At 73.9% G+C, this 25,211-nt stretch carries 21 protein-coding genes; 7 read left to right on the plus strand and 14 right to left on the minus strand.

The window, feature by feature from the left end; all coding sequences use genetic code 11:
* Positions 1–206: 206 nt before the first annotated feature.
* Positions 207–1,442, minus strand: a complete 1,236-nt coding sequence (locus ACZ6ZT_RS18680) for a helix-turn-helix domain-containing protein (protein ID WP_469720343.1) — start codon at positions 1,440–1,442, stop codon at positions 207–209.
* Positions 1,439–1,759, minus strand: a complete 321-nt coding sequence (locus ACZ6ZT_RS18685) for a putative quinol monooxygenase (protein ID WP_469720345.1) — start codon at positions 1,757–1,759, stop codon at positions 1,439–1,441. The genes ACZ6ZT_RS18680 and ACZ6ZT_RS18685 overlap by 4 nt, the downstream gene beginning before the upstream one ends.
* Before the next feature lie 333 nt (positions 1,760–2,092).
* Here ACZ6ZT_RS18685 and ACZ6ZT_RS18690 point away from each other — a divergent pair, with 333 nt between their 5' ends.
* The 3 genes from ACZ6ZT_RS18690 to pulA all read left to right on the plus strand — a co-directional run bounded on the left by ACZ6ZT_RS18690 (position 2,093) and on the right by pulA (position 9,597).
* Positions 2,093–2,308, plus strand: a complete 216-nt coding sequence (locus ACZ6ZT_RS18690; RefSeq protein ID WP_469720347.1) for a hypothetical protein — start codon at positions 2,093–2,095, stop codon at positions 2,306–2,308.
* Positions 2,309–2,453: 145 nt separating this feature from the next.
* On the plus strand, positions 2,454–4,175 hold the full coding sequence (locus tag ACZ6ZT_RS18695) for a carbohydrate-binding module family 20 domain-containing protein (RefSeq protein ID WP_469720349.1): 1,722 nt from the start codon (positions 2,454–2,456) through the stop codon (positions 4,173–4,175).
* Between the two features lie 37 nt (positions 4,176–4,212).
* Positions 4,213–9,597, plus strand: a complete 5,385-nt coding sequence (pulA, locus tag ACZ6ZT_RS18700) for a pullulanase-type alpha-1,6-glucosidase (protein WP_469720352.1) — start codon at positions 4,213–4,215, stop codon at positions 9,595–9,597.
* Positions 9,598–9,622: 25 nt separating this feature from the next.
* On the opposite strand, the gene ACZ6ZT_RS18705 is transcribed toward pulA, so the two are convergent.
* From ACZ6ZT_RS18705 to ACZ6ZT_RS18735, 7 genes are all read right to left on the minus strand, one after another.
* Positions 9,623–10,147, minus strand: coding sequence for a GNAT family N-acetyltransferase (locus ACZ6ZT_RS18705; protein ID WP_469720356.1), 525 nt, complete (start codon positions 10,145–10,147; stop codon positions 9,623–9,625).
* Between the two features lie 26 nt (positions 10,148–10,173).
* The gene (locus tag ACZ6ZT_RS18710) at positions 10,174–10,881 is read right to left on the minus strand and encodes a TetR/AcrR family transcriptional regulator (RefSeq protein WP_469720359.1); all 708 of its coding nucleotides are present in this window, start codon (positions 10,879–10,881) and stop codon (positions 10,174–10,176) included.
* Positions 10,882–10,919: 38 nt separating this feature from the next.
* A complete protein-coding gene (locus ACZ6ZT_RS18715) occupies positions 10,920–11,960 on the minus strand; it encodes a PDR/VanB family oxidoreductase (RefSeq protein ID WP_469720362.1) in 1,041 nt (346 codons plus the stop codon).
* Positions 11,957–12,853: a metal-dependent hydrolase gene (locus tag ACZ6ZT_RS18720; RefSeq protein WP_469720365.1), complete on the minus strand. Its 897-nt coding sequence runs from the start codon at positions 12,851–12,853 to the stop codon at positions 11,957–11,959. Before ACZ6ZT_RS18720 ends, ACZ6ZT_RS18715 begins: the two co-directional genes overlap by 4 nt.
* 94 nt (positions 12,854–12,947) lie before the next feature.
* On the minus strand, positions 12,948–14,879 hold the full coding sequence (locus tag ACZ6ZT_RS18725; RefSeq protein ID WP_469720665.1) for a hypothetical protein: 1,932 nt from the start codon (positions 14,877–14,879) through the stop codon (positions 12,948–12,950).
* Positions 14,880–14,983: 104 nt separating this feature from the next.
* Positions 14,984–15,778 carry a tyrosine-protein phosphatase gene (locus tag ACZ6ZT_RS18730; RefSeq protein ID WP_469720368.1) on the minus strand — a complete coding sequence of 265 codons (795 nt, stop codon included), beginning with the start codon at positions 15,776–15,778 and terminating at the stop codon, positions 14,984–14,986.
* A gap of 82 nt (positions 15,779–15,860) precedes the next feature.
* Positions 15,861–16,475, minus strand: a complete 615-nt coding sequence (locus tag ACZ6ZT_RS18735) for a rhomboid-like protein (protein WP_469720371.1) — start codon at positions 16,473–16,475, stop codon at positions 15,861–15,863.
* A 65-nt stretch (positions 16,476–16,540) separates the two neighbouring features.
* Here ACZ6ZT_RS18735 and ACZ6ZT_RS18740 point away from each other — a divergent pair, with 65 nt between their 5' ends.
* Positions 16,541–17,410, plus strand: coding sequence for a hypothetical protein (locus tag ACZ6ZT_RS18740; RefSeq protein WP_469720373.1), 870 nt, complete (start codon positions 16,541–16,543; stop codon positions 17,408–17,410).
* A 77-nt stretch (positions 17,411–17,487) separates the two neighbouring features.
* Complete coding sequence (locus ACZ6ZT_RS18745) at positions 17,488–18,945, plus strand: PepSY-associated TM helix domain-containing protein (RefSeq protein WP_469720375.1); 1,458 nt, start codon at positions 17,488–17,490, stop codon at positions 18,943–18,945.
* 66 nt (positions 18,946–19,011) lie between these two features.
* Here ACZ6ZT_RS18745 and ACZ6ZT_RS18750 read toward each other — a convergent pair whose 3' ends face one another.
* Both ACZ6ZT_RS18750 and glnII read right to left on the minus strand, forming a co-directional pair.
* A complete protein-coding gene (locus ACZ6ZT_RS18750) occupies positions 19,012–19,605 on the minus strand; it encodes a winged helix-turn-helix domain-containing protein (RefSeq protein ID WP_469720377.1) in 594 nt (197 codons plus the stop codon).
* A gap of 388 nt (positions 19,606–19,993) precedes the next feature.
* Entirely contained in the window at positions 19,994–21,013 is a 1,020-nt protein-coding gene (glnII, locus tag ACZ6ZT_RS18755) for a glutamine synthetase (RefSeq protein ID WP_469720378.1), read from the minus strand.
* A gap of 201 nt (positions 21,014–21,214) precedes the next feature.
* Here glnII and ACZ6ZT_RS18760 point away from each other — a divergent pair, with 201 nt between their 5' ends.
* Positions 21,215–22,150, plus strand: a complete 936-nt coding sequence (locus ACZ6ZT_RS18760; protein WP_469720381.1) for a Gfo/Idh/MocA family protein — start codon at positions 21,215–21,217, stop codon at positions 22,148–22,150.
* Positions 22,151–22,172: 22 nt separating this feature from the next.
* Here ACZ6ZT_RS18760 and ACZ6ZT_RS18765 read toward each other — a convergent pair whose 3' ends face one another.
* Positions 22,173–22,724: a hypothetical protein gene (locus tag ACZ6ZT_RS18765; protein ID WP_469720383.1), complete on the minus strand. Its 552-nt coding sequence runs from the start codon at positions 22,722–22,724 to the stop codon at positions 22,173–22,175.
* 92 nt (positions 22,725–22,816) lie between these two features.
* On the minus strand, positions 22,817–23,191 hold the full coding sequence (locus ACZ6ZT_RS18770; RefSeq protein ID WP_469720385.1) for an ArsC/Spx/MgsR family protein: 375 nt from the start codon (positions 23,189–23,191) through the stop codon (positions 22,817–22,819).
* Positions 23,192–23,298: 107 nt separating this feature from the next.
* Here ACZ6ZT_RS18770 and ACZ6ZT_RS18775 point away from each other — a divergent pair, with 107 nt between their 5' ends.
* A complete protein-coding gene (locus ACZ6ZT_RS18775; RefSeq protein ID WP_469720387.1) occupies positions 23,299–23,553 on the plus strand; it encodes a hypothetical protein in 255 nt (84 codons plus the stop codon).
* A 48-nt stretch (positions 23,554–23,601) separates the two neighbouring features.
* On the opposite strand, the gene ACZ6ZT_RS18780 is transcribed toward ACZ6ZT_RS18775, so the two are convergent.
* Entirely contained in the window at positions 23,602–24,693 is a 1,092-nt protein-coding gene (locus tag ACZ6ZT_RS18780; RefSeq protein ID WP_469720389.1) for a PP2C family protein-serine/threonine phosphatase, read from the minus strand.
* Positions 24,694–25,211 lie beyond the last annotated feature (518 nt).

Raw genomic sequence — 25,211 nt, forward strand, 5'->3', positions numbered from 1 at the left:
TCCACCTCCCGGCGCCTGCTAGGCCTGGGTGGGCCCGACATCCGGCCCTCATAGACCAGACTCCGGGCCGGGGGTGGGAACCCGCACGGAACAGCGATCGGGCCGTCCTGCGGAGCACCCGGCACCCCCCCGCGTCAGATCGCGGGGAGGGGGGCTCGGTTGGGCGTCCGCGGTCCGTCCGGGGCCGAGGTCACGAGGTGAACGGCTCAGCCGAGGCTGTCGGTTCGCTGAGCCAGCGCGCGGAGTTCGTCCGATGCGGTCCGGCCCGCGACGAGGAGGAGGTCTCCCACGACCGTCCGTGCCTCGGTATGGCCATGGATCATCTCGGGTGCCACCTCCTCGGCTCGCAGCAGACAGTCCAGGGATTCGGCGTGCTGGCGGCGCTGGGCGTGTGCCCGCCCCAGGTCCAGCAAGAGGCGCGCCCGTCGTTCCGGGGACAGCCCGTCCGTACGGAGTCCCCTGGCGAGGTCGATGGCCTCCCCCGCGTCGCCGAGATCGACCGCGGTCGAGACGGCCTGGACCTCCACGTTCGTGGGACCGAATTCGAGGTGGTAGTCATTGCGGTCCTCGCCCAGGCGACGGCCGACGGTTCGAGCCGCGTCGATCTGCTGCCGGGCGGCCGGCCTGTCGCCCGAACGGGCATGGGTGAGGGCCAGGGCCAGGTGCAGCGATCCCAGCAGGGAGAGGTGCTGGGGTGTGGGTTCGTTGGCGTCCACGTAGTCCTGGAGGGCGCGGATCGCGGCGGTGGCGGTGTGTTCGGCCTGGTCGAGGTGGTTCAGACGCACGAAGGCGTGGCACAGCCGGTAGGTACCGGCAAACACGCCCAGCGGTTCGCCGGAGAGCTCCGCCTCGCGGATCGCCCGGTCCGCGGCGATCCATGCGGCATCCGCCTCGTTCTGGCGTACGAAGGCCGCCGCGAGGGCTTGATACGTCTGGGCCAGCAAATCGTGCAGCTCGGGACGGTCATCGTGCGGCGCCGTGCGACAGGCCCGCTCGAACCGTGGGATCAGCGGGCCGATGGCCGCGCTCAGTTCCGCGAACCGACCGCTGTGCGTGAGCTTCCAGATGCCGTCCACAGACGATCGCAGGGCGGCGAGGTCGTCGGGGCCGGATTCCTGGTCCGGATTCAGGAGCACGGCGAGGGCGGGATGACCGGAGAGGACCAGACGGGCCTGGTCCAGGTCGTTGGTGGCGGGCTCGGCTGCCTCGGCTTCGGCCGGCGGTGGGGCATCGGGCTGGAGGACCTGGAGCGGCACGCCGAGTCCGTCGGCGAGGAGACGCAGTACGTCCAGGCGGTTCACCGGCTGGATGCCTCGCTCGACCTGGGACAGCCAGCTCGCCGTGCGCCCGATGGCCGCGGCGAGTGCTCCCTGCGTCATGCCCTTCTGCTTGCGCAGGTCGGCCACTCGGGCGCCGAAGACGCGCCGCTCCTCGGAACTCACTGCTGTGCCGCCACCTTTCCGGCGATCGCATCGAGGAACGTGACCTCGACACCGGCAAGGTACTGCCCCCGCTCGGAGAGGAAGTGCTTCGTGTGCGGCTGCTCCTCATGGGCTTCGAACGCGGTGCGGTCCGCGTACAGCTCGTAGAACACCCTTACCAGGGGCTCGCCTTGCGGCACGTGAACCACGTAGGAGAGCGTTCCCGGCTCGGCGCTCCTGATCCCCTCCAGGGTGATCGCGCACAGCTCGTCGAATGCCGCAGCGGCTTCCTGGTCACGCAACGAGAAGCGCACCACCAGGCCGAATCCCTCGCTCATACGTGCTCCTTTCGAGTCGTGCACAGTCTCGCAGGAGCGCAGCGTTCCTGCGAGTAGCAATTTTTCTTGACTCACAGAAACGCTGCGAGTAGTTTGTAATCAGTCGGATGCGCTGGGTGACTGTCGGTCCTGGAAAGGGAGATTGGCTGTGACGTGGCACGAATCGCCTGTGGTCCTGCCCCTGCGGGAGGAGCGCCCGCCGCCCAGGCCGGTGGGCGGCTGTCCGGAATGTGAGCGACTGGCGATCCTCCGCCGGGCTGCCGTGAAGGGGTGCGATCAGTCGCTGGTGGTCGACTGCAACGTGCTCCTCCGGATGCACGGGACGGGGCACTGATGGAGCTTCAGGCCTGGCGGGACGGTTGGGCGCGGGCCGCCGATGCGGCGGAGGCCGTGCGAAGTGCCCTGGTGGCCCTCGGCGTTCCCGAAGAGCGGCTCTGTGGCCTGCGTCCCTTGGTCACCGGCACGGGCAGGGCGTTGGTCGATCTCGGTGCCGTGCCCGCGGAGGTGGCGGAACGGATGGCCGAAGCGCTGCGCGCGGGGGAGGGGTAGCACCGGCCCTGCGGGGGCGGGGGGGTGGCGCCGGGGCCGGAAACAATTCTGCAATCTCTTGCGCAAGCTCTTGCAACACCTCCGGGTGGGACCTACGGTCAGCGGCAATCCCCGCATCCCCGTCCTCTCCGCCAGGAGGCCCCCTATGTCCCGAGTCGTAACCGGCTCCCGCGCACGCAGAGTTCGGGCGCGGGTGGTCGGCGTCGTCGCCGCCGCGTGCGCCGTGACCGCAGCCCTCGCCGTCCCCGCGGCGCCGCAGGCGTTCGCCGCCGCGCCCGGGGGGAAGGACGTGACCGCCGTGTTGTTCGAGTGGCGGTTCGACTCCGTCGCCAAGGCGTGTACCGAGAATCTCGGGCCCGCCGGGTACGGGTTCGTGCAGGTGTCGCCGCCGCAGGAGCACGTGCAGGGGCCGCAGTGGTGGACCTCGTACCAGCCCGTCAGCTACAAGATCGCCGGGCGGCTCGGGGACCGGGCCGCCTTCCAGCGGATGGTCGGGGCCTGTCACGCCGCCGGGGTGAAGGTGGTCGCCGACTCCGTCGTCAACCACATGGCCGCCGGGGACGGGGTCGGGACCGGCGGGTCCCCGTATACGAAGTACGGGTACCCGGGCCTCTACTCCGGCGCCGACATGGACGACTGCCGGGCCACCGTCTCCAGCTACCAGGACCGGGCCGACGTACAGAACTGCGAGCTGGTGCAGCTCGCCGATCTGGACACCGGCGAGGACTACGTGCGCGGGCGCATCGCCGGCTACCTCAACGACCTGCTCTCGCTCGGCGTCGACGGGTTCCGGATCGACGCCGCCAAGCACATGCCCGCCGCCGACCTCGCCGCCGTCAAGGCCCGGCTGACCAACCCGAACGCCTACTGGAAGCAGGAGGTGATCTACGGCGCCGGCGAGGCCGTCCAGCCGACCGAGTACCTCGGGAACGGGGACGTCCAGGAGTTCCGCTACGCCCGCGACCTCAAGCGGGTGTTCACCAGCGAGCACCTCGCCTACCTGAAGAACTTCGGCGAGGCCTGGGGGTACCTGCCCACCGGGCGGGCGGGCGTCTTCGTCGACAACCACGACACCGAGCGCGGCGGCGACACGCTCAGCTACAAGGACGGTTCCGCCTACACCCTGGCCAGCGTGTTCATGCTGGCCTGGCCCTACGGTTCGCCCGACGTGCACTCCGGGTACGAGTGGACCGACAAGGACGCCGGCCCGCCCAACGGGGGCACGGTCAACGCCTGTTACGCCGACGGCTGGAAGTGCCAGCACGCCTGGCGGGAGATCTCCTCCATGGTGGCCTTCCGCAACGCCGCCCGCGGGCAGGCCGTCACCGACTGGTGGGACGACGGCGGCGACCGGATCGCCTTCGGGCGCGGCGCCCGGGCCTACGTGGCCATCAACCACGGCTCCGGCGCCCTGACCAGGACCTTCCAGACCTCGCTGGCCGCCGGTGCCTACTGCGACGTGCAGAGCGGCCGCGCCGTGAGCGTCGACTCCGGCGGCCGGTTCACCGCCACCCTCGGCGCCGGTACCGCGCTCGCCCTGCACGTCGACGCCCGTACCTGTACGCCCGCCGGCGCCACCGGCGCCTCGTTCGCCGTCACCGCCACCACCGTTCCCGGCCAGGACGTGTACGTCACCGGCGACCGCCCCGAGCTCGGCGGCTGGAACACCGGCGCCGCGCTCAGGCTCGACCCGGCCGCGTACCCCGTCTGGAAGCTCGACGTGGGCCTGCCCGCCGGGGCCGCTTTCGCCTACAAGTACCTCCGCAAGGACGCCGCCGGGAACGTCACCTGGGAGAGCGGGGCCGACCGCGCCGCCACCGTCCCGGCGGGCGGCACGCTCACGCTGACCGACACCTGGCGCAACTGACCCGCCGCACCCCCCCCCGCACCCGAGGAGACCCCCCGTGATTCGCCCCGCCGCAGGAGCGCTCGCCGCCGCGCTGGCCGTGACGCTCCTGCCCGCCCTCCCCGCGACGGCCGCCGCCGCCCAGGCGCCGCCCCCGCCGTCGGACGCGAAACTGGCCGCCGAGCCGGCCCGGCACGACCTGACCCGCGAGCAGTTCTACTTCGTGCTTCCGGACCGCTTCGCGAACGGCGATTCGCGCAACGACCGCGGCGGCCTGACCGGCAGCCGTTCACAGACCGGCCTGGACCCCACCGACAAGGGCTTCTACCAGGGCGGGGACCTCAAGGGGCTGACCGACCGGCTCGACTACATCAAGGGCCTCGGCACCACGGCCATCTGGCTGGCGCCGATCTTCAAGAACCAGCCGGTGCAGGGCAGCGGCAAGGACGAATCGGCCGGCTACCACGGCTACTGGATCACCGACTTCACCCGGGTCGACCCGCACTTCGGCACCAACGCCGACCTCACCCGCCTCATCGACACCGCCCACCACAAGGGCATGAAGGTCTTCTTCGACGTCATCACCAACCACACCGCCGACGTCGTGGACTACCGGGAGGGCTCCCACGACTACCTCTCCAAGGGCGCGTTCCCGTACCTGACCAAGGACGCCGTCCCCTTCGACGACGCCGACTACGCCAAGGACGACGGCAAGAACACCGCCAAGGACCCCGCCGGGAAGTTCCCCAAGACCGGCCCCGCCACCTTCCCCCGCACCCCCTTCGTGCCCGACGCGAAGAAGAACCTCAAGGTGCCCGCCTGGCTCAACGACCCGGCGATGTACCACAACCGCGGCGACTCCACCTTCGCCGGGGAGTCCGCGCAGCAGGGCGACTTCTCCGGCCTCGACGACCTGTGGACCGAGCGCCCCGAGGTCGTCGAGGGGATGGAGAAGATCTACGAGAAGTGGGTGAAGGACTTCGCCGTCGACGGCTTCCGCATCGACACCGTCAAGCACGTCGACACCCCCTTCTGGACGCAGTGGGCCACCGCCCTGGAGAAGTACGCCGCCCGGCACGGCCGCAAGGACTTCTTCATGTTCGGCGAGGTCTACTCCGCCGACCCCGCCGTCACCTCCCCCTATGTCACCCGGGGCCGCCTCGACGCCACCCTCGACTTCCCCTTCCAGGACGCCGTCCGCGCCTACGCCTCCCAGGGCGCGGACGCCGGCCGGCTGGGCTCCGTACTCGCCGCCGACTACCGGTACACCACCGACAAGGCCAACGCCTACGAGCAGGTGACCTTCCTCGGCAACCACGACATGGGCCGCTTCGGCGCCTTCCTGGAGCAGGACCACCCGGGCGCGACGGAGCGGGAGCTCCTCGACCGCTACCGGCTCGCCAACGAGCTGATGTTCCTCTCCCGCGGCAACCCGGTCGTCTACTCCGGCGACGAGCAGGGCTTCACCGGCTCCGGCGGCGACAAGGACGCCCGCCAGCCGCTCTTCGCCTCCAGGATCGCCGACTACCTGGACGACGACCAGCTCGGCACCGACCGCACCCACGCGAGCGACGCCTACGACCCCGGGCACCCCCTCTACCGGCAGATCGCCGGGCTCTCCCGGCTGACCAAGGACCACCCCGCCCTGCGCGACGGCGTGCAGAGCGAGCGGCTCTCCGACGGCTCCGTGTACGCCTTCGCCCGGACCGACGCCACGACCCGTACCGAGTACCTCGTCGCCGCCAACAACGCGGCCCGGCCGCGCACGGTGGAGCTCGACGCCCCCGCCGGCGCCGCCTACCGCGTGCTCTACGGGGGCACCGGCACCGCCGCGTACACCGTTCCGCGCGCCTCGGCCGCCGGGAAGCTGACCGTGACCGTGCCGGCCCTGGGCTCGGTGGTCCTGCGGGCCGAGGCCCCGCCCGCCCCGTCCGCCACCGCCCCCGCGCTGACCCTGAAGGCGCCGGAGCCCGGCGCCACCGGCACCGTCGAGCTGAGCGCCGACGTCACCGGCGGCTCCCTGGACCGGGTCGTCTTCGCCGCGCAGACCGGCACCGGGTCCTGGCAGGTCCTCGGCTCCGCCGACCACGCCCCGTACAAGGTCACCCAGCAGGTCACGGCCCCCGCCGGGACGCCCCTGCGCTACAAGGCCGTCGTCGTCGACTCCGCCGGACGCACCGCCTCCGCCCTCGCCGCCTCCACCGCCGGGCAGGTCCCGCCGAAGGAGGTCCCGACCGCGACCCAGCGCGACTACGCGGTGGTCCACTACCACCGGCCCGACGGCGACTACACCGACTGGCGGCTCTACGCCTGGGGTGACCTGGCCGACGGCGAGGCCCTGCCCTGGCCGCAGGGGCATGCCTTCACCGGGCGCGACGCCTACGGCGCCTTCGCGTACGTCCGTCTGAAGCCCGGCGCCTCCACGGTCGGCTACCTCGTCATCGACAAGGACGGCGCCAAGGACGTCGCCACCGACCGGACCCTCGACGTCACCAAGAGCGGCGAGGTCTGGCTGGAGCAGGGCAAGGAGCCCGCCCGCACCGACCGCCCCGCCTACCCGCCCCAGGACCAGACCAAGGCCGTCCTGCACTACCAGCGCCCCGACGGCTGGGGCCTGCACGTGTGGACCGGCGCCGCGACCCCCACCGACTGGGCCAAGCCGCTGCCCCCCGTCCGCACCGACTCCTACGGCGCCGTCTACGAGGTCCCCCTCGCCGCCGGGGCCACCAGCCTGAGCTACATCCTGCACAAGGGCGACGAGAAGGACCTGCCCACCGACCAGTCCCTCGACCTCAAGGCGACCGGCCACGAGGTGTGGATGCTCGGCGGCCGCGCCCCCTACCTGCTGCCGCAGCCCGCCGGATCCGCCGCCGCCCTCGACCTCACCAAGGCCGAAGCCGTCTGGCTCGACCGCGACACTCTCGCCTGGAACGCCCCTACGGCCGCCGCCTCCACCCAGCTCCTCGCCTCCGCCGACGGCCGCATCACCACCGGGAGCGGAGTCCTCCACGAGGCCGGCGCCTCCTGGCTGCGGCTGGAGCGCACCGAGCTCACCCCCGCGCAGAAGGCTAAGTTCCCGCACCTGGCGGCGTACGGCGCCTTCCGCGTCGACCCCCGCGACCAGGGCCGGGTGCGCGACGCCCTGCGCGGCCAGCTCGTCGCGAGCGCCCGCGCCGCGAACGGGGCGGTCCTCGCGGCCACCGGCGTCCAGCTCGCCGGCGTCCTCGACGACCTGTACGCGACGAACGCACCCCTGGGCCCCGTCTTCAAGGACGGCCGCCCCACCCTCTCCGTCTGGGCCCCCACCGCCCGCGAGGTCTCCCTCGAACTCGACGGCGGCGGCCGCAGCGTCGCCATGCGCCGCGACGACGCCACCGGCGTCTGGTCGGTGCGCGGTGACCGCTCCTGGACCGGCAAGCCCTACCGCTACGCCGTCACCGTCTGGGCGCCGAGCACCCGCCGGCTGGTCCGCAACCTCGTCACCGACCCCTACTCCACCGCCCTGACCGCCGACTCCGCCCGCAGCCTCGTCGTGGACCTGGCCGACCCGAAGCTCGCCCCGCCCGGCTGGCGCGACCTGCGCAAGCCCGCGCCGGTGCCCTTCGCCTCCGCGCGGATCCAGGAGCTCCACCTGCGCGACTTCTCCGCCGAGGACCCCACCAGCAAGCACCCCGGCCAGTACCTGGCCTTCACCGACACCGGCTCGGCCGGCATGCGCCACCTGCGCGATCTGGCCGCCGCCGGCACCTCCTACGTCCACCTGCTGCCCGTCTTCGACTTCGCCACCGTCCCCGAGCGGGCCGCCGACCGCACCGCGCCCGCCTGCGACCTCCCCGCGCAGGCCCCCGACTCCGAGGCCCAGCAGGCCTGTGTGAGCGCCGCCGCCGCGAAGGACGCGTACAACTGGGGCTACGACCCGCTGCACTACACGGTCCCCGAAGGCTCGTACGCGAGCGACCCGGACGGCACCGCCCGCACCGTCGAGTTCCGCAGGATGGTCCAGGGCCTGAACGGGGCCGGGCTGCGCACCGTGATGGACGTCGTCTACAACCACACCGCCGCGTCCGGGCAGGCGGACACGTCGGTCCTCGACCGCATCGTGCCCGGCTACTACCAGCGCCTCCTCGCCGACGGCAGCGTCGCCAACTCCACCTGCTGCTCCAACACCGCGCCCGAGAACGCCATGATGGGCCGCCTCGTCGTGGACTCGGTCGTCACCTGGGCCAGGCAGTACAAGGTCGACGGCTTCCGCTTCGACCTGATGGGCCACCACCCGAAGGCCAACATCCTGGCCGTCCGCAAGGCCCTCGACGCGCTGACCGTCGCGAAGGACGGCGTGGACGGCAAGCAGATCGTCCTGTACGGCGAGGGCTGGAACTTCGGCGAAGTCGCCGACGACGCCCGCTTCGTCCAGGCCACCCAGAACAACATGGCCGGCACCGGCATCGCCACCTTCTCCGACCGGGCCCGCGACGCCGTCCGCGGCGGCGGCCCCTTCGACGAGGACCCGCGCGTCCAGGGCTTCGCCTCCGGCCTGTTCACCGCGCCCAACGGCTCCCCGGCGAACGGCACCCCCGACGAGCAGCGCGCCCGGCTCCTGCACGACCAGGACCTGATCAAGGTCGGGCTGACGGGCAACCTGGCCCCGTACGCGTTCACCGACTCCGCCGGCCGCCGCACCACGGGCTCCGGGGTGGACTACAACGGCGCCCCCGCCGGGTACGCCGCCGCCCCCGGCGACGCCCTCGCCTACGCGGACGCCCACGACAACGAGACCCTCTACGACGCCCTCGCCTACAAGTTGCCCGCCTCCACCACGGCGGCCGACCGGGGCCGCGCCCAGGTCCTCGCCCTGGCCACGGCCGCCCTCTCCCAGGGCCCGGCGCTCTCCCAGGCCGGCAGCGACCTGCTGCGCTCCAAGTCCCTGGACCGCAACTCCTTCGACAGCGGCGACTGGTTCAACGCCATCCACTGGGACTGCCGCACCGGCAACGGCTTCGGCCGGGGCCTGCCGCCCGCCGCCGACAACCGGCCCAAGTGGCCTTACGCGGCGCTTCTGCTGAAGGGGCTCGCCGCCCCCGGCTGCGCCGAGACGAACGCCACCTCGGCCGCCTACCGGGACCTGCTGAAGATCCGTACGACGGAAGGCGCCTTCGCCCTCACCACGGCCGAGGCCGTCCAGGCGCAGCTGGCGTTCCCGCTGTCCGGACCTGAGGAGACCCCGGGCGTCCTCACCATGACCCTCGGCGAGCTGGTCGTGGTCTTCAACGCCACCCCGGACGAGCGGACCCAGCGCGTCCAGGCCCTCGCGGGCACCGGTTACGCCCTGCACCCGCTCCAGGCGGCCGGCTCGGACCCGGTGGTCAAGCGGGCCGGGTACGACGCCGGGACGGGCGCGTTCACGGTGCCCGCCCGCACGGTCGCCGTCTTCAAGCGGTCCTGACCGGCGGCGGACCGGGAGCGGCGCCTCAGACGTCGAGGCGCCGCTCCAGCAGGATCACCCCGTACACCCGGCCGCCGTCGCCCTGCTTCGAGGGGCATTCGCCGACGATGCGGTAGCCCGCGTTCTGGTAGTACGCCAGCAGCCGCGGGTTGGTCGACCGGCAGTCCAGGCGGGCCCGTTCGCGCCCCGTGCGGGCGGTCCGGCGTTCGGCGTGGTCGAGGATCCGCAGGCCGGTGCCGGGGACGGCCGTCTCCCGCTCCACCATGAGCCGGTGCACGTAGCCCGCGACCGGCGGCTGGATCCCCCAGGCGTCCTCGTCGGACCACCACAGCTCGTACGCGCCCACGACCCGCCCGTCGGCGTCCTCCGCGAGCCACACCTCCCCGGCGCGCATCACCGACCGGAAATGGGCGACGTCCTTCTCGCCGGGCTTCCACTGGTCGATGCCCTGCTTGCGCATCCAGCGGGCCGCCTGGTCGTACAGCTTCACCAGCGTGCCGGCGTCCTTCTCCCCGGCCTGCCGGAACAAGATCCCGTCGTCAATGATCACGCGGGCATTATCGCGGCCGGGCCGGATCACGCACCGGGACGGGGTGCCGGAACCAGCGCCGCCAGCCGCCCCACCAGCTCCCCGAACGGCCCGTCGGCCGGTTCGTCCGCCAGGATCCGTACGAGGATCCCCGCCATCTCCGCGTCGTACGCGGCGCTCACCGCGGCCAGCGCCGCGAAGTCGTGCACCAGCTGGAGCTCCAGCTCCGCCCGCGGGATCCGCCGCCCGTCCAGCCACAGCAGCGCCGTCGACTCGGCCAGCGACACCCAGGACCGCACGACGAGCTCCAGCCGGGCCGGCGGCTCGTCGACGCCGATGTGGGTGATGATCTGCTCGTACGCGGCCTGCCGGACCTCGTCGATCATCGCGTTGGTCCGGCTGCTGCCCGCCGCCGGGCCGCCCCGCATCAGCGCCGAGAAGCCCGGCCCGTGCTCCTCCACGAAGGCGAAGTACCGCCCCATCACCCGCAGCAGGCGCGACCCGAGCGGCCCTTCGAGCGGCTCCACGAACCGCTCCGCCAGCTCGTCGGCGGCCCGGCGCAGCGCGGCCTCGTACAGGCTGAGCTTGCCGGGGAAGTAGTGGTAGACGAGCGGCCGCGATATCCCGGCGGCCGCGGCGATCTCGTCGATCGACACATCGTCGGGGGAGCGGTGGCTGAACAGCTCCAGGGCCACCCCGATCAGCTGCTGCCGCCGCTCCTCGACACCCATCCTGCGCCGCACCCCGGTTGTCATGCCGACACCCTACTTCTCCCCTCCGGGGGAAGCGGAAGTCAAAGGTCCAAGGTCAGGCGGTCCCCGGCCGCGCGGGAGACGCACAGCAGCATCGAGTCCGCCCGCTCCCCGTCGGTGAGGAGCTCGTCGTGGTGCTCCACCTCGCCCGCCAGCACCCGGTGCTGGCAGGTTCCGCAGAAGCCCTGTTCACAGGAGTACGGAGTGTCGGGCAGCACCCGGCGCACCGCCGTCAGGGCGGACTCCCCGGACCCGACCTCCACGCTGCGCCCCGAGCGGCGCAGTTCCACGGTGAAGGGCCGCGCCGGGCCGGCCGCCGCCGGGGCGAAGCGCTCCAGGCGCACCGCCGACGGATCGGCGGCGGCGGTGACGGCCCGCATCAGCGGTTCGGGCCCGCAGCAGTAGACCAGGGTGCCGGGTGCCACCCCGGCGAGCGGGGTCAGGTCCGGCAGCCCGGCCTCGTCCTCGGGCACGACCGTGACCCGGTCCCCGTAGGCGGCGAGTTCGGGCAGGAACGGCATCGAGGCGCGCGAGCGGCCCCCGTACAGCAGGGTCCAGTCGGCGCCCGCCGCCGTGGCCGCGCGGAGCATGGGCAGGATCGGGGTGATCCCGATGCCGCCCGCGACGAACGCGTACGAGGGGGCGGGGAGCAGCGCGAACCGGTTGCGCGGCGGCCGCAGTTCGAGCTCGGTGCCCGCCACCAGCCGCTCGTGCGCCTCCCGGGAGCCGCCGCGGCCGTCGTCGACGAGCCGGACGGCGACCGTGTAGCGGCCGTGCTCGGCGGGGTCCCCGCACAGCGAGTACTGGCGCACCAGCCCCGAGGGCAGGACGAGGTCGACGTGCGCGCCCGGGGTCCACGGCGGCAGCTCGTCGGACTCCAGGGTCAGCAGCGCCACCCCGTCGGCCGGTTCGGCCCGCGCGGTGACCCGTACGCGCAGCGGCCGGCGCGGGGAGTGCCCCGACACCGGGATGTCCAGGGCGGGCAGCGGCCACAGCGGGGAGCGGCCGATCCGCCGGCGCAGCGCCCGCCGGGTCAGTACGGCGGCCCCCGCGAGCGCCGTCACCGTCAGCGCCCGCCTCACGGCCGCACCCCGCCGTTGGCGCCGGGGGAGGTGGCCAGGTAGGCGACCGCCTGGGCCGTCGACCCCTCCTGGGAGGGGTGGTACGTACGGGAGAGGTAGGTCGGGATCGACTTCAGCATGGCCCCCGCCGAGGGCAGCACCCCCTGCCGTCCGGCCCGGAAGAACTGGCCGAGCGAGGCTTTGGCGGCGGGCAGGGAGGGGTCGTTCTCCATGAAGAAGCGGGCGCCGCGCTGCCAGAGGAAGACCAGGGCGGCGAAGGCGGTGGCCCAGGTCCTGGCCCGGCGCCGGTAGCCGCCGTCGACGTGCATGAACAGGTCGAAGGCCACCGAGCGGTGCTCGACCTCCTCCGCGCCGTGCCAGCGCAGCAGGTCCAGCATCATCGGGTCCGCGCCCCGGCGGTCCAGTTCCCGGGCGTTGAGGACCCAGTCGCCGAGGAAGGCGGTGTAGTGCTCGATCGCCGCGATCATCGCGACCCGCTCCATCAGCCACCACCGGCGCGGGCGGCCGGGCGGCAGGGTCCGGTCGCCGAGCAGCTTCTCGAACAGCCAGTCCACCTGCGCGGTGTAGGGCGTCGGATCCAGGCCGAGGCGCCGCAGGTGGGGGAGGACGTCGTCGTGTGCGGCGGCGTGCATCGCCTCCTGCCCGATGAAGCCGATGACGTCCGCCCGCAGCCGCTCGTCCGTGATGTACGGGAGGACCTGCTTGTAGACGTGCACGAACCAGCGCTCCCCGGCGGGCAGGAGCAGGTGCAGCACGTTGATGGTGTGCCCGGCGAAGGGGTCGCCGGGCAGCCAGTGCAGCGGGGTGTCGTCCCAGGAGAAGGACACGTTCCGCGGCTGGAGGTCTATGTGTTCCGTCGCCACGGGGACGGGTGCGAGCGGCGTATTAGACATGGCGTCAATGTACTGATGGGTACGGAAGAGGAAAAGGCCCCTGCACCGCCAATGTGGCGGTGCAGGGGCGGCGGTGCGGGAGAGGCGCGGCGGTTCAGCGCAGTACGCCTGCCTTCGTTCCGTCCGTCAGCTTGCCCGTCAGGTCCACCTGCGCGCCCTCCTTGGCCTTCACCGCCAGCCGGTTGCCGTTGGCCGAGCCGTTCACCCCGCTGCCGGACACCGACAGGGAAGCGAACTGCGCGCTGCCCGCGGCCAGGACGTACCACTGGCCCGCGCGGGACTTCCACAGCACCCCGGCCAGCACCCGCGGCTCTCGCGGCCCGCACGCCGGTGAGCCCTCCGCCTTCGCCGCCTGGGCCGCGCCCGGGGCGCCCGGCGCGAGGAACTGGGCCTGCACCCGGTCCGCCGTGCCCTGCCAGGTCTCGGCCCGGGTGCACAGCCAGGCGGCCGTCCCGTCCCCCTCGGGCAGCGGCTGCTTCGCGTACGTCCAGGCGTTGACGGTACGGACCCCGTGCGAGCGGACCGAGGGCAGCAGGCACGCGATCCGCGCCCAGTCGCCCAGCTCCGCCGCCTCCGTCACGTCCCGCGCGGCGCCCGGAGCGCCCGAGGTCAGCCGGGCCGGGGTCAGTTCGCCCAGGTCCGTGACCAGCCGGGTCACGCCGTCGCCGGTCAGCGACAGGGCGTTCCAGCTCGTACAGTTCCCGCCCGGCGCCGGGCCCAGCAGCGGCGGGGTGACCCCGTCCGGGGTGAGCTTCAGGGCGGCCGGGGCCTCGGCCGGCTTGAGCAGGTCGCGCAGGGTGGCGCCGGTCACCCAGGGGGCCGTCAGATAGCGGACGTTGCCGTCGACCCGGCTGAGCACCAGGCCCGTCGCGGTGTCCGCCGAGGCCCCGTCGGTCCGGGCGAAGTCCAGGGCCGCGCCCGCGGTGCCGGTGCGCGGCTCGGCGTAGCGGACCACGCGCAGCCCGTCGTACAGCAGGACCACCACGGCCTGGTCGACGGTCCCCGCGAACAGCAGCTGGGGCGGGCCCATCGGCGGCCCGGACGGGGTGCCGGGCGTCGCCGAGACCACCACCGCCTTGCCGGGCCGGGCCCATACGGCCAGCGCCCGGCGCAGCAGCCCGGTGTCGGCGGCGCGGTCGCCGCGCGCGGGCCAGGCGGAGTAGTCCGTACGGGAGGACGTGCGCCACACCGTGGGCGCGACCCGCACCAGCTGCCCGGGGTCCAGCGCCGCCTCCGCCGCCGCGTTGCGCGCGTACGGCGGGGCCGCCGGCCCGTCCGAGCCCCAGCCGCCGCCGGGCAGCGCCAGCAGCGCCCCGCACACCGCGAGGGCGGCGGCGCCCGCCAGCGAGGCCCGCGCGAACCGCCGCCGGCGCAGCAGGTCGGTGGGCCGGGCCTGGAGCACGCACGGGTCGAACTCGGGGGAGGCGAACAGGCCGTCGTGCGCCGGGTCCCCGGACTCCGCGACCGCCGCCGCCGGATCCGCGACCCCCGCCTCGGCGAGCACCCGGAGCACCTCCGGCTCCGGGAGCCCCTCCAGCGCCCGCAGGACGCAGGCCGCCCGGCCGGGCCCGCCGAGGGTGGCCAGCCACTGGTCCAGCGCCAGCTCCTCGGCCCCGCCCGCCCGGGGGAACAGCCGCAGCCCCCACACCCGGGGCAGCGGAGCGGGCAGCTGCCCGCGCAGCGGGAGGGACCGGAACGTCAGCGGGACCCCCGCCTCCAGGGCGGCGCGCAGCACCCGCAGCCGTACGTACGCGTACCCCGACTCGGCCCCGGCCGGCTCGCCGCGCTGCGCCGGGACCCCGCCCCGCACCTCGGCGGGGACGGTGCCCCGCCGGCCGCGCGGCAGCGCGCGCTGGGTCAGCGAATGGGCGGTGAGCACCCGCCGGTTGCGGCCGAGGGCGGGCGGCAGCACCAGATAGGCGAGCCGCACCAGCCGCGGGTAGTGCTCGACGATGGCGGCCTCGGCCTGCTCGACGTCGGGGGCGAGGGGGCGGGTGGCGGTATCCGGCGCAGTCACGTTCAGCAGAACGAGCGAATCGTCGGATGGTCACCCGCCCCCAGCGCGCACGTTCGGACGAACCGGGGTGGCGCCGGGGTGACCGCCGGTCGGGCGATCAGACGATCGGCAGGTCAGGCGATCAGCCGGGCGCGCAGCGCCTCGACCGTCTCGTCGGGAACGCCCAGGCCCTCCCGTACGTACTTCTCCATGGACCCGTACCGCGCGCGCACCTCGTCGAGGCCCGCCTCCAGGTAGGAGGGGAACACCCCGATCAGCGCCAGCGCGATGTCCGGGTCGCCGCCCGCCATGGTGAAGCCCTCGATCAGCGGGGCGAAGGCCGCCTTCACCGCCGGGTTCACCGACAGGTATTCGGCCATCAGGGTCTCCTCGTCCGCGCCGAGCAGCGCGAGGATCACCGTCGCGCCCCAGCCCGTACGGTCCTTGCCGGCCGTGCAGTGGAACAACAGCGGACCGGCCGAGGGGTCGGCGGCCTCGGTGAGCAGCGTGCGGTAGGCGGCCTGCGCGGAGCCGGTGGCCACGAAGGAGCGGTAGACCGAGCCGAACAGGGCCTGCGCCTTGCCGCCGCCCAGGTGCTCCTCGGCGACCACCGGGTCGGCGAGGAGGTCCTTGAGCTGGGTGGCGGCGGGCATCCGGCCCTCGCTCATCTTGTCGGCCAGCACGTCGCGCACCAGCAGCCGGACGCCCTCCGGTATGCGGTCGGGGTGGTCGGTGCGCTCGGGGCCGCTGCGGAAGTCGATGACCGTACGCAGTCCCAGCGCGGCCACCGCCGGGTCGGCGGCGAGGTCGAGCCGGTCGAGCGCGCCCGAGCGCAGCACCAGGCCGGGGCGGACGGTGCGGCCGCCGGCGAGCGGGGTGCCACCGAGGTCGCGCAGATTGGCGACGGTGGTGGAGGTCGTGGCGGTCATCGTGGCGGCTCCAGCGGTGTGCGGCTCGGGGGTGGTGATGCGTGTCAGGGGGAGTGTGGGGCTGGCAATCGGTACAAAAAGGTCAGGCAAGAGCGATTTTCCGATGATTCTTACGGGAAAGACAATCGACGGCCAGCGAGACCCCCAGGCCGAGCCTCAGCGCCACCAGGTGCCCCGCGTCGGTGAAGGTCCGCTCCCGCCGCAGCACCGGCCGCACGGCCAGCGCCAGCAGCCCCGCCCGGGCGGTGGTGCGGGCCGCTCCGCGGGGGAGGGCCGAGGTCAGGGCGCCGAGCACGGCGTTGAAGCCGTAGCTCGCGCCCACGTCCAGGGCCCGCCGGGTCTCAGGGGCGGCGGTGCGCCGCAGCACGCCGTGGACGAGCAGGGTCGCGGTGGTGTGCCCGAAGAGGAACACGGCGGCCGTCCACCAGGCCCCGTACGCGTATTCGGCGTAGCCCAGGACCGCGACCAGCAGCAGGGCGTAGGGCAGCGGCATGGGCTCCTCGACCACACAGGCGCTGGCCAGCAGGGTCTCCCAGCGGCCGGAGTCGAGATTGTCGACGTTCGTCGAGCAGGAGCGCAGCACCCGCTCCCGCTCCGCCGGATCCAGCCGTTCCAGGGCGTGGGAGCCGAGCTGGACCCCGCCGGTGTAGAGCGCGGCCAGCGACGGCCATGACCAGGACCTCGGCAGCGGATTCACCCACCCATGATCGGATACGGGCCCCGTGCGCCCGGCACCGGGGCCCGTGGGAGCATGGCCGGAACATGTCCGACACCCGCCACCGCGCGCCGATGCGCGCCACACGGGCCGCGATGTTCGCGGCGGTGTGCGTGGCCTTGGCCGCGGTGGGGCATTCGTCCATGTCCGGGAGGGACATCCCGCTTGGGTGGCTTCTGGGGGCATTCGCGGTGACGGCCGGTCTGGCCTGGCCGGCCACCGGGCGGCGCCGCGGGCCCGTCGGCATCAGCGCGGCCCTGCTCGCCGCCCAGGCAGGTCTCCACCTCACCTTCTCGGCGAGCACACCGATGACGGCGCCGCCGGGAACCCCAGCCGCCCCCGGCGCAACACGCCACGACATGGCCGGCATGGCGGGACACGCTTCCCCCGGCATGGCCGACATGGCAGGCATGGCCCCTCACAGCGCCGCCGGGATGACCGGCCACGGCGCCTCCGGCGCGGCCGACCTGGCGCACACGGCCGGACATGGCGCCTCTGCCCTGGGGGACATGGCCGGCCACGGCGCCTCCGGCATGGCCGATATGGCCGGGCACGGGATGGACGGGCTGGCCGGAGTGTTCGCCATGGCCGGGCACGGGGGGATCGGGATGGTCCTCGTCCACGTGCTCGCCGGGCTGTTCTGTGCCGCGTGGCTCGCGTGGGGCGAGGCCGCCGTCTTCCGGCTGGCCCGGACCCTCGGCGCCGCCGCCCTGCACGCCGCCCGGCCGCTCGCCCGCGCCCTGGCGCTGGTCCGGACCCGGGTGGTCCCCGTACCGGCGCCGCCCGCGCACTGTCCTCCGTACGAACGGCCGCGGCGCCTCCGCGGCGCCGTCCACGCCCATACCGCCGTCCGCCGGGGCCCGCCCGTGCCGCGCACCTTCCGCGCCACGGCCCCCGGTCGTCCGGCCCGCGCCTGACCGGCGCACCCTCGTCCGTCGAGGGGGCGGGACCTGGGGCCTCCGACCCATGTCTTCGCCTACCCCTGAGGACCCTCATGTCCCTCGACGCACTCCCCGACGTCCCAGCACGGGACCCGGCCCCACCCGCCCGGCCCGCCACAGGCACCGCCGCAGGCTCCGGCTGGGCCGCCCTGCGCCCGCTGCTCCTGCGCGTGCACTTCTACGCGGGCCTCCTGATAGCCCCGCTGCTCTTCCTCGCCGCCACCACCGGCCTGCTGTACGCCGGTTCCTGGCAGGCCGAGAAGATCCTCTACTCCGACGAGCTGACGGTGCCCCACGTGGGCGAGGCCTCCGTACCGCTCTCCACCCAGGTGAAGGCCGCCCGCGCCACCGCCCCCGACGGCACGGTGGTCGGCGTCTGGCCGGCTCCCGAGCCCGACGCCACCACCCGGGTGATCATGGATCGGCCGGGGCTGGCGGACGGCGAGACCCTCACCGTCTTCGTCGACCCGTATACCGCCGGCGTACGCGGACAGCTGACCACCGCCGGTGACGCGCTGCCGCTGCGCGCCTGGCTGAGCGAGTTCCACTCCAGCCTCCAGCTCGGCGAATTCGGCCGGAACTACAGCGAACTCGCCGCCAGCTGGCTCTGGGTGGTCGCACTGGGCGGCGTCGCCCTGTGGGCCGGCCGCCGCCGCTCCCGCCGTGCGGACCTGGTCCGCCCCGACCGCCGGGCCACCGGCCGCCGCCGGGTGCTGTCCTGGCACGGCACCGTCGGACTGTGGGCCGCCGTCGGCCTGGTGGCCCTCTCCGCCACCGGCCTGACCTGGTCGCGCTACGCCGGTGAGCACATCGGGCAGCTCCAGGACCGGCTCGGCGGCGCCACCCCCTCGGTGGCCGCCGCCCTCACCGGGGGCGCCGCCACCGGCTCCGACGAGCACGCCGGCCACGTCATGACCGAGGGCATGGAGATGCCCCCGCCACCGCCCACCGCCGACGTCGGCATCGACCGGGCGGTGGCCGCCGCCCGGGCCGCCGGGGTCACCGCGAGCCTGCGCGTCACCCTGCCCGCCGACGGCAAGGGCTACGTGGTCAAGGAGGCCGACAAGACGCTGCCGGTGCACCTGGACGCGGTCGCCGTCGACCCCGCCGACGGCCGGATCATGGACGAACTGCGGTTCGCGGACTACCCGTTGCTCGCCCAGCTCACCCGCTTCGGCATCGACCTGCACATGGGCCTGACCTTCGGCGTCGCCAACCAGCTCGCCCTGGCCGCGCTCGCCGTCGCGGTGATGTTCCTCGTCGTGTGGGGCTACCGGATGTGGTGGATGCGCCGGCCCACCAAGGACCGCCGGCTCTCGGTCGGCCGCGCGCAGCCGCGCGGCGCCTGGCGGCGGCTGCCGGTGAGCGTCCTGCTGCCGTTCGCCGCTGTGACGGCGCTCGTCGGCTGGTTCGTCCCGCTGCTCGGGATCAGCCTGCTCGCCTTCCTCGCCGTGGACGTCGTCCTCGGCTTCGTGGCGGGCCGCCGCGCGGCCACGGCGCGGCCGGCCTGACCTCGGCCGCGCGGGGGCGGGCCCGTACTCCCCGTACTCCCGGGGGAGTACGGGCCCGCCGCCCGGTCAGGGCGCGTACTTGTAGCCCACCCGGCGCACGGTCTGGATCGCGCCGCGGTGCGCCGCGCCCAGCTTGCGGCGCAGGCGGGCGATGTGGACGTCGACGGTCCGGCCGTCGCCGACGTGTCCGTAGCCCCAGACGGTGGTCACCAGCTGGTCGCGGCTGTGCACCCGGTGCGGGTGCGCGACGAGGTGGGCCAGCAGCTCGAACTCCAGGTACGTCAGGTCGAGCACCTCGCCGTCCACCTCGGCGGTGCGCTGCGCCGGGTCGATGCGGACGAGGGAGTCCCCGGTGGCGGCCGGGGCGGCGGTCGCCGGGGCCGGGGCGGCGGGTACGGACTGCGGGGCGAAGGTGATCGGCTGCTGGTCGGCCGGTACGAGCACCAGGTAGCCGACCATCGGCGGCTGGCCCGGCAGCGTCGGCAGGGCGTGCTGCGGCGCGGGCAGCCAGGTGGCGCCGGGCGGCAACAGGTCCACGACCCGGGCCGCCTCGTCGCGGTCCACGGCCCGCAGCCGGTGGCGCGGACCGGGCGGCGGGAAGGCCGGGGGAGCGGAGGTGGCGGCGGAGGGGGCGGAAGCGATGGAGCGGGTGTTCGCCATGAGTGGTCAGCTCTTTCACGCGGAGTGGTCGGCAGGAGACGTACGTGTTCCGTAGTCGTCGTTGTCGTACCGCGCGGGCCGAAGGCCCCGGGGAGGGCTTGCCGTGATGTCCCGGAGGGCGTTAGAGGGCCGGCGCGTTCTCAGCGCGGCAACACACCCGGTCGAAGTCGTGATCCTGACGCGACGGCCAGAACGGCTCCAGGTCGCTGCGACCTGTCGAGGAGTGCGGATGGCTGGCCATGGGCGTCATTGAAGCAGAACTCCGGGGCTCAGGGCAGACCTCGTCTCACGTCGTGGAGCGGAATCTCATATTCAGCTCCCGCGCCGGACCAGACGCGACCCACGGGGCCCGGCGCGGGCCGTCGAACGAGGCTGTCAGACCAGGCCGTCACACCAGGCCGTCGCGCTCCAGGCCGGAGCAGCAGGTGTCCGTGATGAGGCGGGTCACCACGTACGGGTCCACGTTGGCGTTCGGACGGCGGTCCTCGATGTAGCCCTTGCCGTCCTTCTCCACCTGCCACGGGATGCGGACCGAGGCGCCGCGGTCGGAGACGCCGTAGCTGAACTCGTTCCAGGGGGCGGTCTCGTGCAGACCCGTCAGGCGCTCGTCGATGCCCGCGCCGTAGTTCTTGACGTGGTCCAGCGGCTTGCTGCCCTCGCCCAGCGCCTCACAGGCGGAGATGATCGCGCGGTAGTCCTCGCGCATCGCCTTCGTCGAGAAGTTGGTGTGCGCGCCCGCGCCGTTCCAGTCGCCCTTCACCGGCTTCGGGTTCAGCGTCGCGGAGACGTTGAAGTCCTCGGCGGTGCGGTAGAGCAGCCAGCGCGCGATCCACAGCTGGTCGGAGACCTCCAGCGGGCCGACCGGGCCGACCTGGAACTCCCACTGGCCGGGCATGACCTCGGCGTTGATGCCGGAGATGCTCAGGCCGGCCGCCAGGCAGTGGTCGAGGTGCTTCTCGACGATGTCGCGGCCGAAGATCTCGTCGGAACCGACCCCGCAGTAGTAGCCGCCCTGCGCCGCCGGGAAGCCGTTGGCGGGGAAGCCGAGCGGACGCGAGCCGTCGAAGAAGGTGTACTCCTGCTCGATGCCGAAGATGGGCGCCTGGCCGGCGAACTGCTCGGCGACCGGGCGCAGCAGCGCGCGGGTGTTCGACTCGTGCGGGGTCATGTCGATGTTCATGACCTCGCACAGCACGAGGACGTGCGCCCCGCCGCGGATCGGGTCCGGGCAGGAGAACACCGGCTGGAGCACGCGGTCGGAGGCGTGGCCCTCGGCCTGGTTGGTGCTCGACCCGTCGAAGCCCCAGACCGGCAGCGGCTCGCCGTCCGCCAGGATCCTGGTCTTGGAGCGGAGCTTCGCCGTCGGCTCGGTGCCGTCGATCCAGATGTACTCAGCCTTGTAGCTCACGGGCCCGTCCTGACTCTGCGGGGCCGCACCCGGGGGTGCCGCGGATCGCCATGGTGGTGACCGCAGCCTGTCCCGTGGCGATTTCTCGTCCGTTGCCCGTGTGTGAACCTCTTGTTACCGAGGTTTACCCCGCAGGTGGGACGGGTCGTGCGGGTCGGCGGCCGCACACCCGTCCGAGTGGGGCAGACTGATCCGGTGAGCATGTCGTCTGATACGAACTCCCCCGCTGAGCCGTCCGCGGCCGTTTCCGGCCGCCCCCTCCCCCGGGTCGGGCTGATGGGGACCGGTCCCTGGGCCCAGCGGACCCACGCCCCCGCCCTCGCCGCCCACACCGGCTCCACCTTCGCCGGCGTGTGGGGCCGCCGTCCCGAGGCGGCGGCCGCGCTGGCCCGTGAGTTCGGCGTGAAGGTGTACGAAGACCCGGACGCGCTGTTCGCGGACTGCGACGTCGTGGCCTTCGCCCTGCCGCCGGACGTCCAGGCCCCGCTCGCCGTGCGCGCGGCCGCCGCCGGATGCCACCTGCTGCTCGACAAGCCCGTCGCGACCACCGCCGAGGACGCCCGCGCCGTGGCCGGCGCCGCGGCCGCGCACGGCGTCGCCTCCGTCGTCTTCCTCACCCTGCGCTTCGCCGAGCCGACCGCCGGATGGGTGGGCGAACAGGCCGCCCGGTCCGGCTGGTTCACCGCCTCCGCGCACTGGCTCGGCGCCGTCTTCCCGCCCGACGGCACGCCCAGCCCGTACGCCGACTCGCCCTGGCGCAAGGCCAAGGGCGGCCTGTGGGACGTCGGCCCGCACGCGCTGTCCGTGCTGATCCCGGTGCTGGGCGACGTCACCGCCGTCACCGCCGCCCGGGGGCCGTCCGACGTGGTCCAGCTGCTCCTGCGGCACGCCTCGGGCGCCGCCAGCACCGCCGTGCTCAGCCTGGGCGCGCCGCACGCGGCCGCCGGGGTCGGGCTGGAACTGCGCGGGGCCGACGGCGTCTTCGCGCTGCCCGACTGGAGCGACGTACCGGGTGCGTACGGGCGGGCGCTGGACGCCCTCCTCACCGCCGCCCGTACCGGGGTTCCGGACCCGCGCGGGGCCGAGTTCGGGGCCCGGCTGACGGAGATCCTGGTGGCGGCGGAGGCGCAGCTGTAGGCCGTCCCGGCGGGCCGGAGGGCTACTTGATGAGGGCGTTCGCCACGATGATGGCCAGGCCGATCGTGGCGTCCGCCAGGCCGATGAGCAGCGCCGAGGCGAGCCGGTAGCCGACCCGGAGCGCGATGAAGGAGCCCCAGCCGAAGAGCAGGGCCGTGTTCAGGCCGAGCCCGACCGCAGTGACCCCGTACGACTCCCAGTGCGCGAGCCCGGCGATCAGCAGGAGCAGCACGGTGGGCAGGGTGGCCACGATCATCGGCCACTCGTGCCACAGCGCCCGCGAGAGCACTCGCCACCGGTGGCCGGCCGAGCCCGTCTGGTGGGTGCTCATGTGGTGGGAGTAGCCGTGCGCGAGTGCGGCGGTGGCGGCCGTGACCAGGACCCAGCAGGCGTCGTAGAAGGGCGTGTACTCCCCGCCCTTCTGGTCCAGCGCGGCCAGCAGGCCGCTGGCCAGCACCGTCCCGTACACCCCGCCGAACATCCAGTCGGCCCCCCGCCGCGGCGGCGGGATCGGGTGGCCCCCGGCGGTGTGCGGCGGCACGACGGTGGGCTGCGGCGGCTGCTGCTCGGTCACGGCGGGGGTCCTTCGGTGCGTTTCGTTCCTTTTCGGTACAGAGCCACCCTACGAGGCCCGGCGGTGGGGGCGAGATGAAGAAGGGGGGACCGTCAGGGGGCCTCGCGGGCGAGGGCCTCGCGGACGGCCTCGTCCGAGCGGGCGATCAGGGCCGTGCCGTCGTCGGCGGTGATGATCGGGCGCTGGATCAGCTTCGGGTGGGCGGCCAGGTGGGCGATCCAGGCCCCGCGCGCGGCCTCGGAGGCCTCGCGCGGCAGGTCCCGTACGCCGGTCTCCTTGGCGAGGGGGTCGGAGGTGCGCGTGATGTCCCAGGGCTCCAGCCCGAGGCGCTCCAGCAGCGTGCGGATCTCGGCCTCGGAGGGCACGTCCTCCAGGTAGCGGCGCACCGTGTAACCGGCGCCCTCCGCGTCGAGCAGGGTCAGTGCGGCGCGGCACTTCGAACAGGCGGGATTGATCCAGATCTCCATGCCCGTCAGGGTAGTCAGACTCCGTCTGGCCAGGGGCTTTTGTCAGTGCCCCCCGGTAAAATCGGGGGAGCACGACAGGAAGCCAACTACCGTTTGGGAGGCTGTAGATGGCCGCTGCCGCGATCATTTCGATGCCCGAGAAGAAGCCGCTGCCGGCGGGGCTGCCCCGCGAGTGGTACGAGAACCACAACCGCCGCCTCAAGGCGATGCGGCTGGCGATTTCCCTGCTCGACACGGGGACGTACGACGCGAAGCGCGCCACCAACCGCAAGATACGGACGATGGCGGTCCGGGTGGGCGTTCACCGGCCGTCGAACCTCACCTGCAGGATGGTCCGCGCGTTCATCCGCGAGACCGTCTGAGGCGCCGGGGGCGTCCCCGGCGGGGGCGCCCCTCGCGTGGGGGAGCGGTCACGCGGGCGGCTCCACGATGGGCGACAGCAGCAGCAGGGCCACGTCGTCGCGCGGGCCGCCGCCGCTGAAGGCCGCCAGGTCCCGCCAGATCGCCGGGATCAGGCCCGCCGGATCGCCGGACAGCACCGGGACACGGGTGGCCAGCGGGTAGAAACGGCCCCCCGCGTCCCGGGCCTCGGTGACCCCGTCGGTGTGCGCGAGGAGCCGGTCGCCGGGCAGGAGGGGGAGCTCGGTGACCGACGGGAGGTCCGGCGAGGCCAGCCCCAGGCCCAGCGGAGGGCCTGGTTCCACCTTGACCTCCGAGACGTCGAAGTCGCGGAGCAGCAGCACCGGCGGATGCCCGCAGGAGACGATGCGTACGAGGTCCAGCCCGGGCGGGAACTCCAGCAGCACCGCCGTCGCGAACAGCTCCGGGTGCGGGGTGCCGTCCGCCGCCGCGTCCGCCGTCAGCCGCCGGTCCAGCCGGGCGGCGACCCCGGTCAGCTCCGGGTCGTCCAGCACCGCCTCGCGGAACGCGCCGAGCAGCGCCACCACCGTCCCGACCGCCGTCAGGCCGTGGCCCTGCACGTCCGCCACCACCGCCCGCACGCCGTAGGGGCCGGCCCGTACGTCGTACAGGTCGCCGCCGACGAGGGTGCCGCGCTGGGCCGCCCGGTAGAGCGCGGCGCAGCGCACCGGGCCGACGCGTTCGGGCACCGGCGGCAGTACCGCCATCTGGGCGGCCTCGGCGACCGTGCGGACGCTGACCAGCTGGTGGTCGCGGCGCCGCCGGACCCAGGAGATGACCACGCTGAGGGCGGCGACGCTGGCCACGGTGGCGAGGTCGGAGCCCTTGGCGTGGCCCACGCCGAGGGCGGGCACACCTAGCAGGACCAGCACGATGGCGCCGAAGACGGCGGTGCCGAAGGGGCCGTAGGAGAACGCGGCGACGGCGGGGAGGGCCGCCAGGAAGTAGCCCAGCTCGATGTCGCCCGGGGTCACCCATTGGGCGAGGCAGAGCACCACCATGGCCACCGCGGGCGCGAAGCGGGCCCAGCGGGGTGGTGGCGTGCCGTGCAGGCTGGCCAGGTCCTGCCGTCCGCGTCTCACCCCTCCACCCTGGTACGCCCACCCCACCCCCGCACCCCGTGTGGCCGGACGCCCCGTCCACGCCGCACGCCGCTGCCGGGGGCCGGCCCCCGCACCCCGGCGCCTCAAACGCCGGCGGGGCTGGATATGTGGCCGGGCGGCTCGCTCACGTTGCGCGCCGTTGCCGGGGGCCAGCCCCCGGACCCCCGCGCCTCAAACGCCGGCGGGGCTGGACTTTGCCGAGCGGCGCTGCAAAGGCGAGGGCTGATGTTTGCCGGGCGGCGCTGCAAAGTGCCGACGGTGTCGGCTTATGCCTGCGGAGCCGGGTCGCGCCGCGGAGGCTGGATTGCCCGGAGGGCAATTCCAGCCCTGCCGGCGCTTGAGGCGCGGGCGCGAAGCGCCGTGTGGTGAGCCGCGCCGGCACTCTCCAGCCCCGTCGGCCACCTCCAGCCGCGCCGGCGTTTGAGGTGCGGGCGCGGAGCGGCGTGTGGTGAGCCGCGCCGGCACTCTCCAGCCCCGTCGGCCACCTCCAGCCGCGC

The organism is Streptomyces sp. NPDC102258 (genome assembly GCF_055584685.1).

Bases quoted from the DNA above. Each gene is read 5' to 3' on its own strand.
- ACZ6ZT_RS18690 (WP_469720347.1), top strand. From the start codon at position 2,093: ATGGAGCTTCAGGCCTGGCGGGACGGTTGGGCGCGGGCCGCCGATGCG.
- ACZ6ZT_RS18760 (WP_469720381.1), top strand. From the start codon at position 21,215: ATGTCGTCTGATACGAACTCCCCCGCTGAGCCGTCCGCGGCCGTTTCC.
- ACZ6ZT_RS18685 (WP_469720345.1), bottom strand. From the start codon at position 1,759: ATGAGCGAGGGATTCGGCCTGGTGGTGCGCTTCTCGTTGCGTGACCAG.
- ACZ6ZT_RS18710 (WP_469720359.1), bottom strand. From the start codon at position 10,881: ATGACAACCGGGGTGCGGCGCAGGATGGGTGTCGAGGAGCGGCGGCAG.
- ACZ6ZT_RS18750 (WP_469720377.1), bottom strand. From the start codon at position 19,605: ATGGCGAACACCCGCTCCATCGCTTCCGCCCCCTCCGCCGCCACCTCC.
- ACZ6ZT_RS18740 (WP_469720373.1), top strand. From the start codon at position 16,541: ATGTCCGACACCCGCCACCGCGCGCCGATGCGCGCCACACGGGCCGCG.
- ACZ6ZT_RS18695 (WP_469720349.1), top strand. From the start codon at position 2,454: ATGTCCCGAGTCGTAACCGGCTCCCGCGCACGCAGAGTTCGGGCGCGG.
- ACZ6ZT_RS18770 (WP_469720385.1), bottom strand. From the start codon at position 23,191: ATGGAGATCTGGATCAATCCCGCCTGTTCGAAGTGCCGCGCCGCACTG.
- ACZ6ZT_RS18720 (WP_469720365.1), bottom strand. From the start codon at position 12,853: ATGTCTAATACGCCGCTCGCACCCGTCCCCGTGGCGACGGAACACATA.
- ACZ6ZT_RS18730 (WP_469720368.1), bottom strand. From the start codon at position 15,778: ATGACCGCCACGACCTCCACCACCGTCGCCAATCTGCGCGACCTCGGT.
- ACZ6ZT_RS18745 (WP_469720375.1), top strand. From the start codon at position 17,488: ATGTCCCTCGACGCACTCCCCGACGTCCCAGCACGGGACCCGGCCCCA.
- ACZ6ZT_RS18775 (WP_469720387.1), top strand. From the start codon at position 23,299: ATGGCCGCTGCCGCGATCATTTCGATGCCCGAGAAGAAGCCGCTGCCG.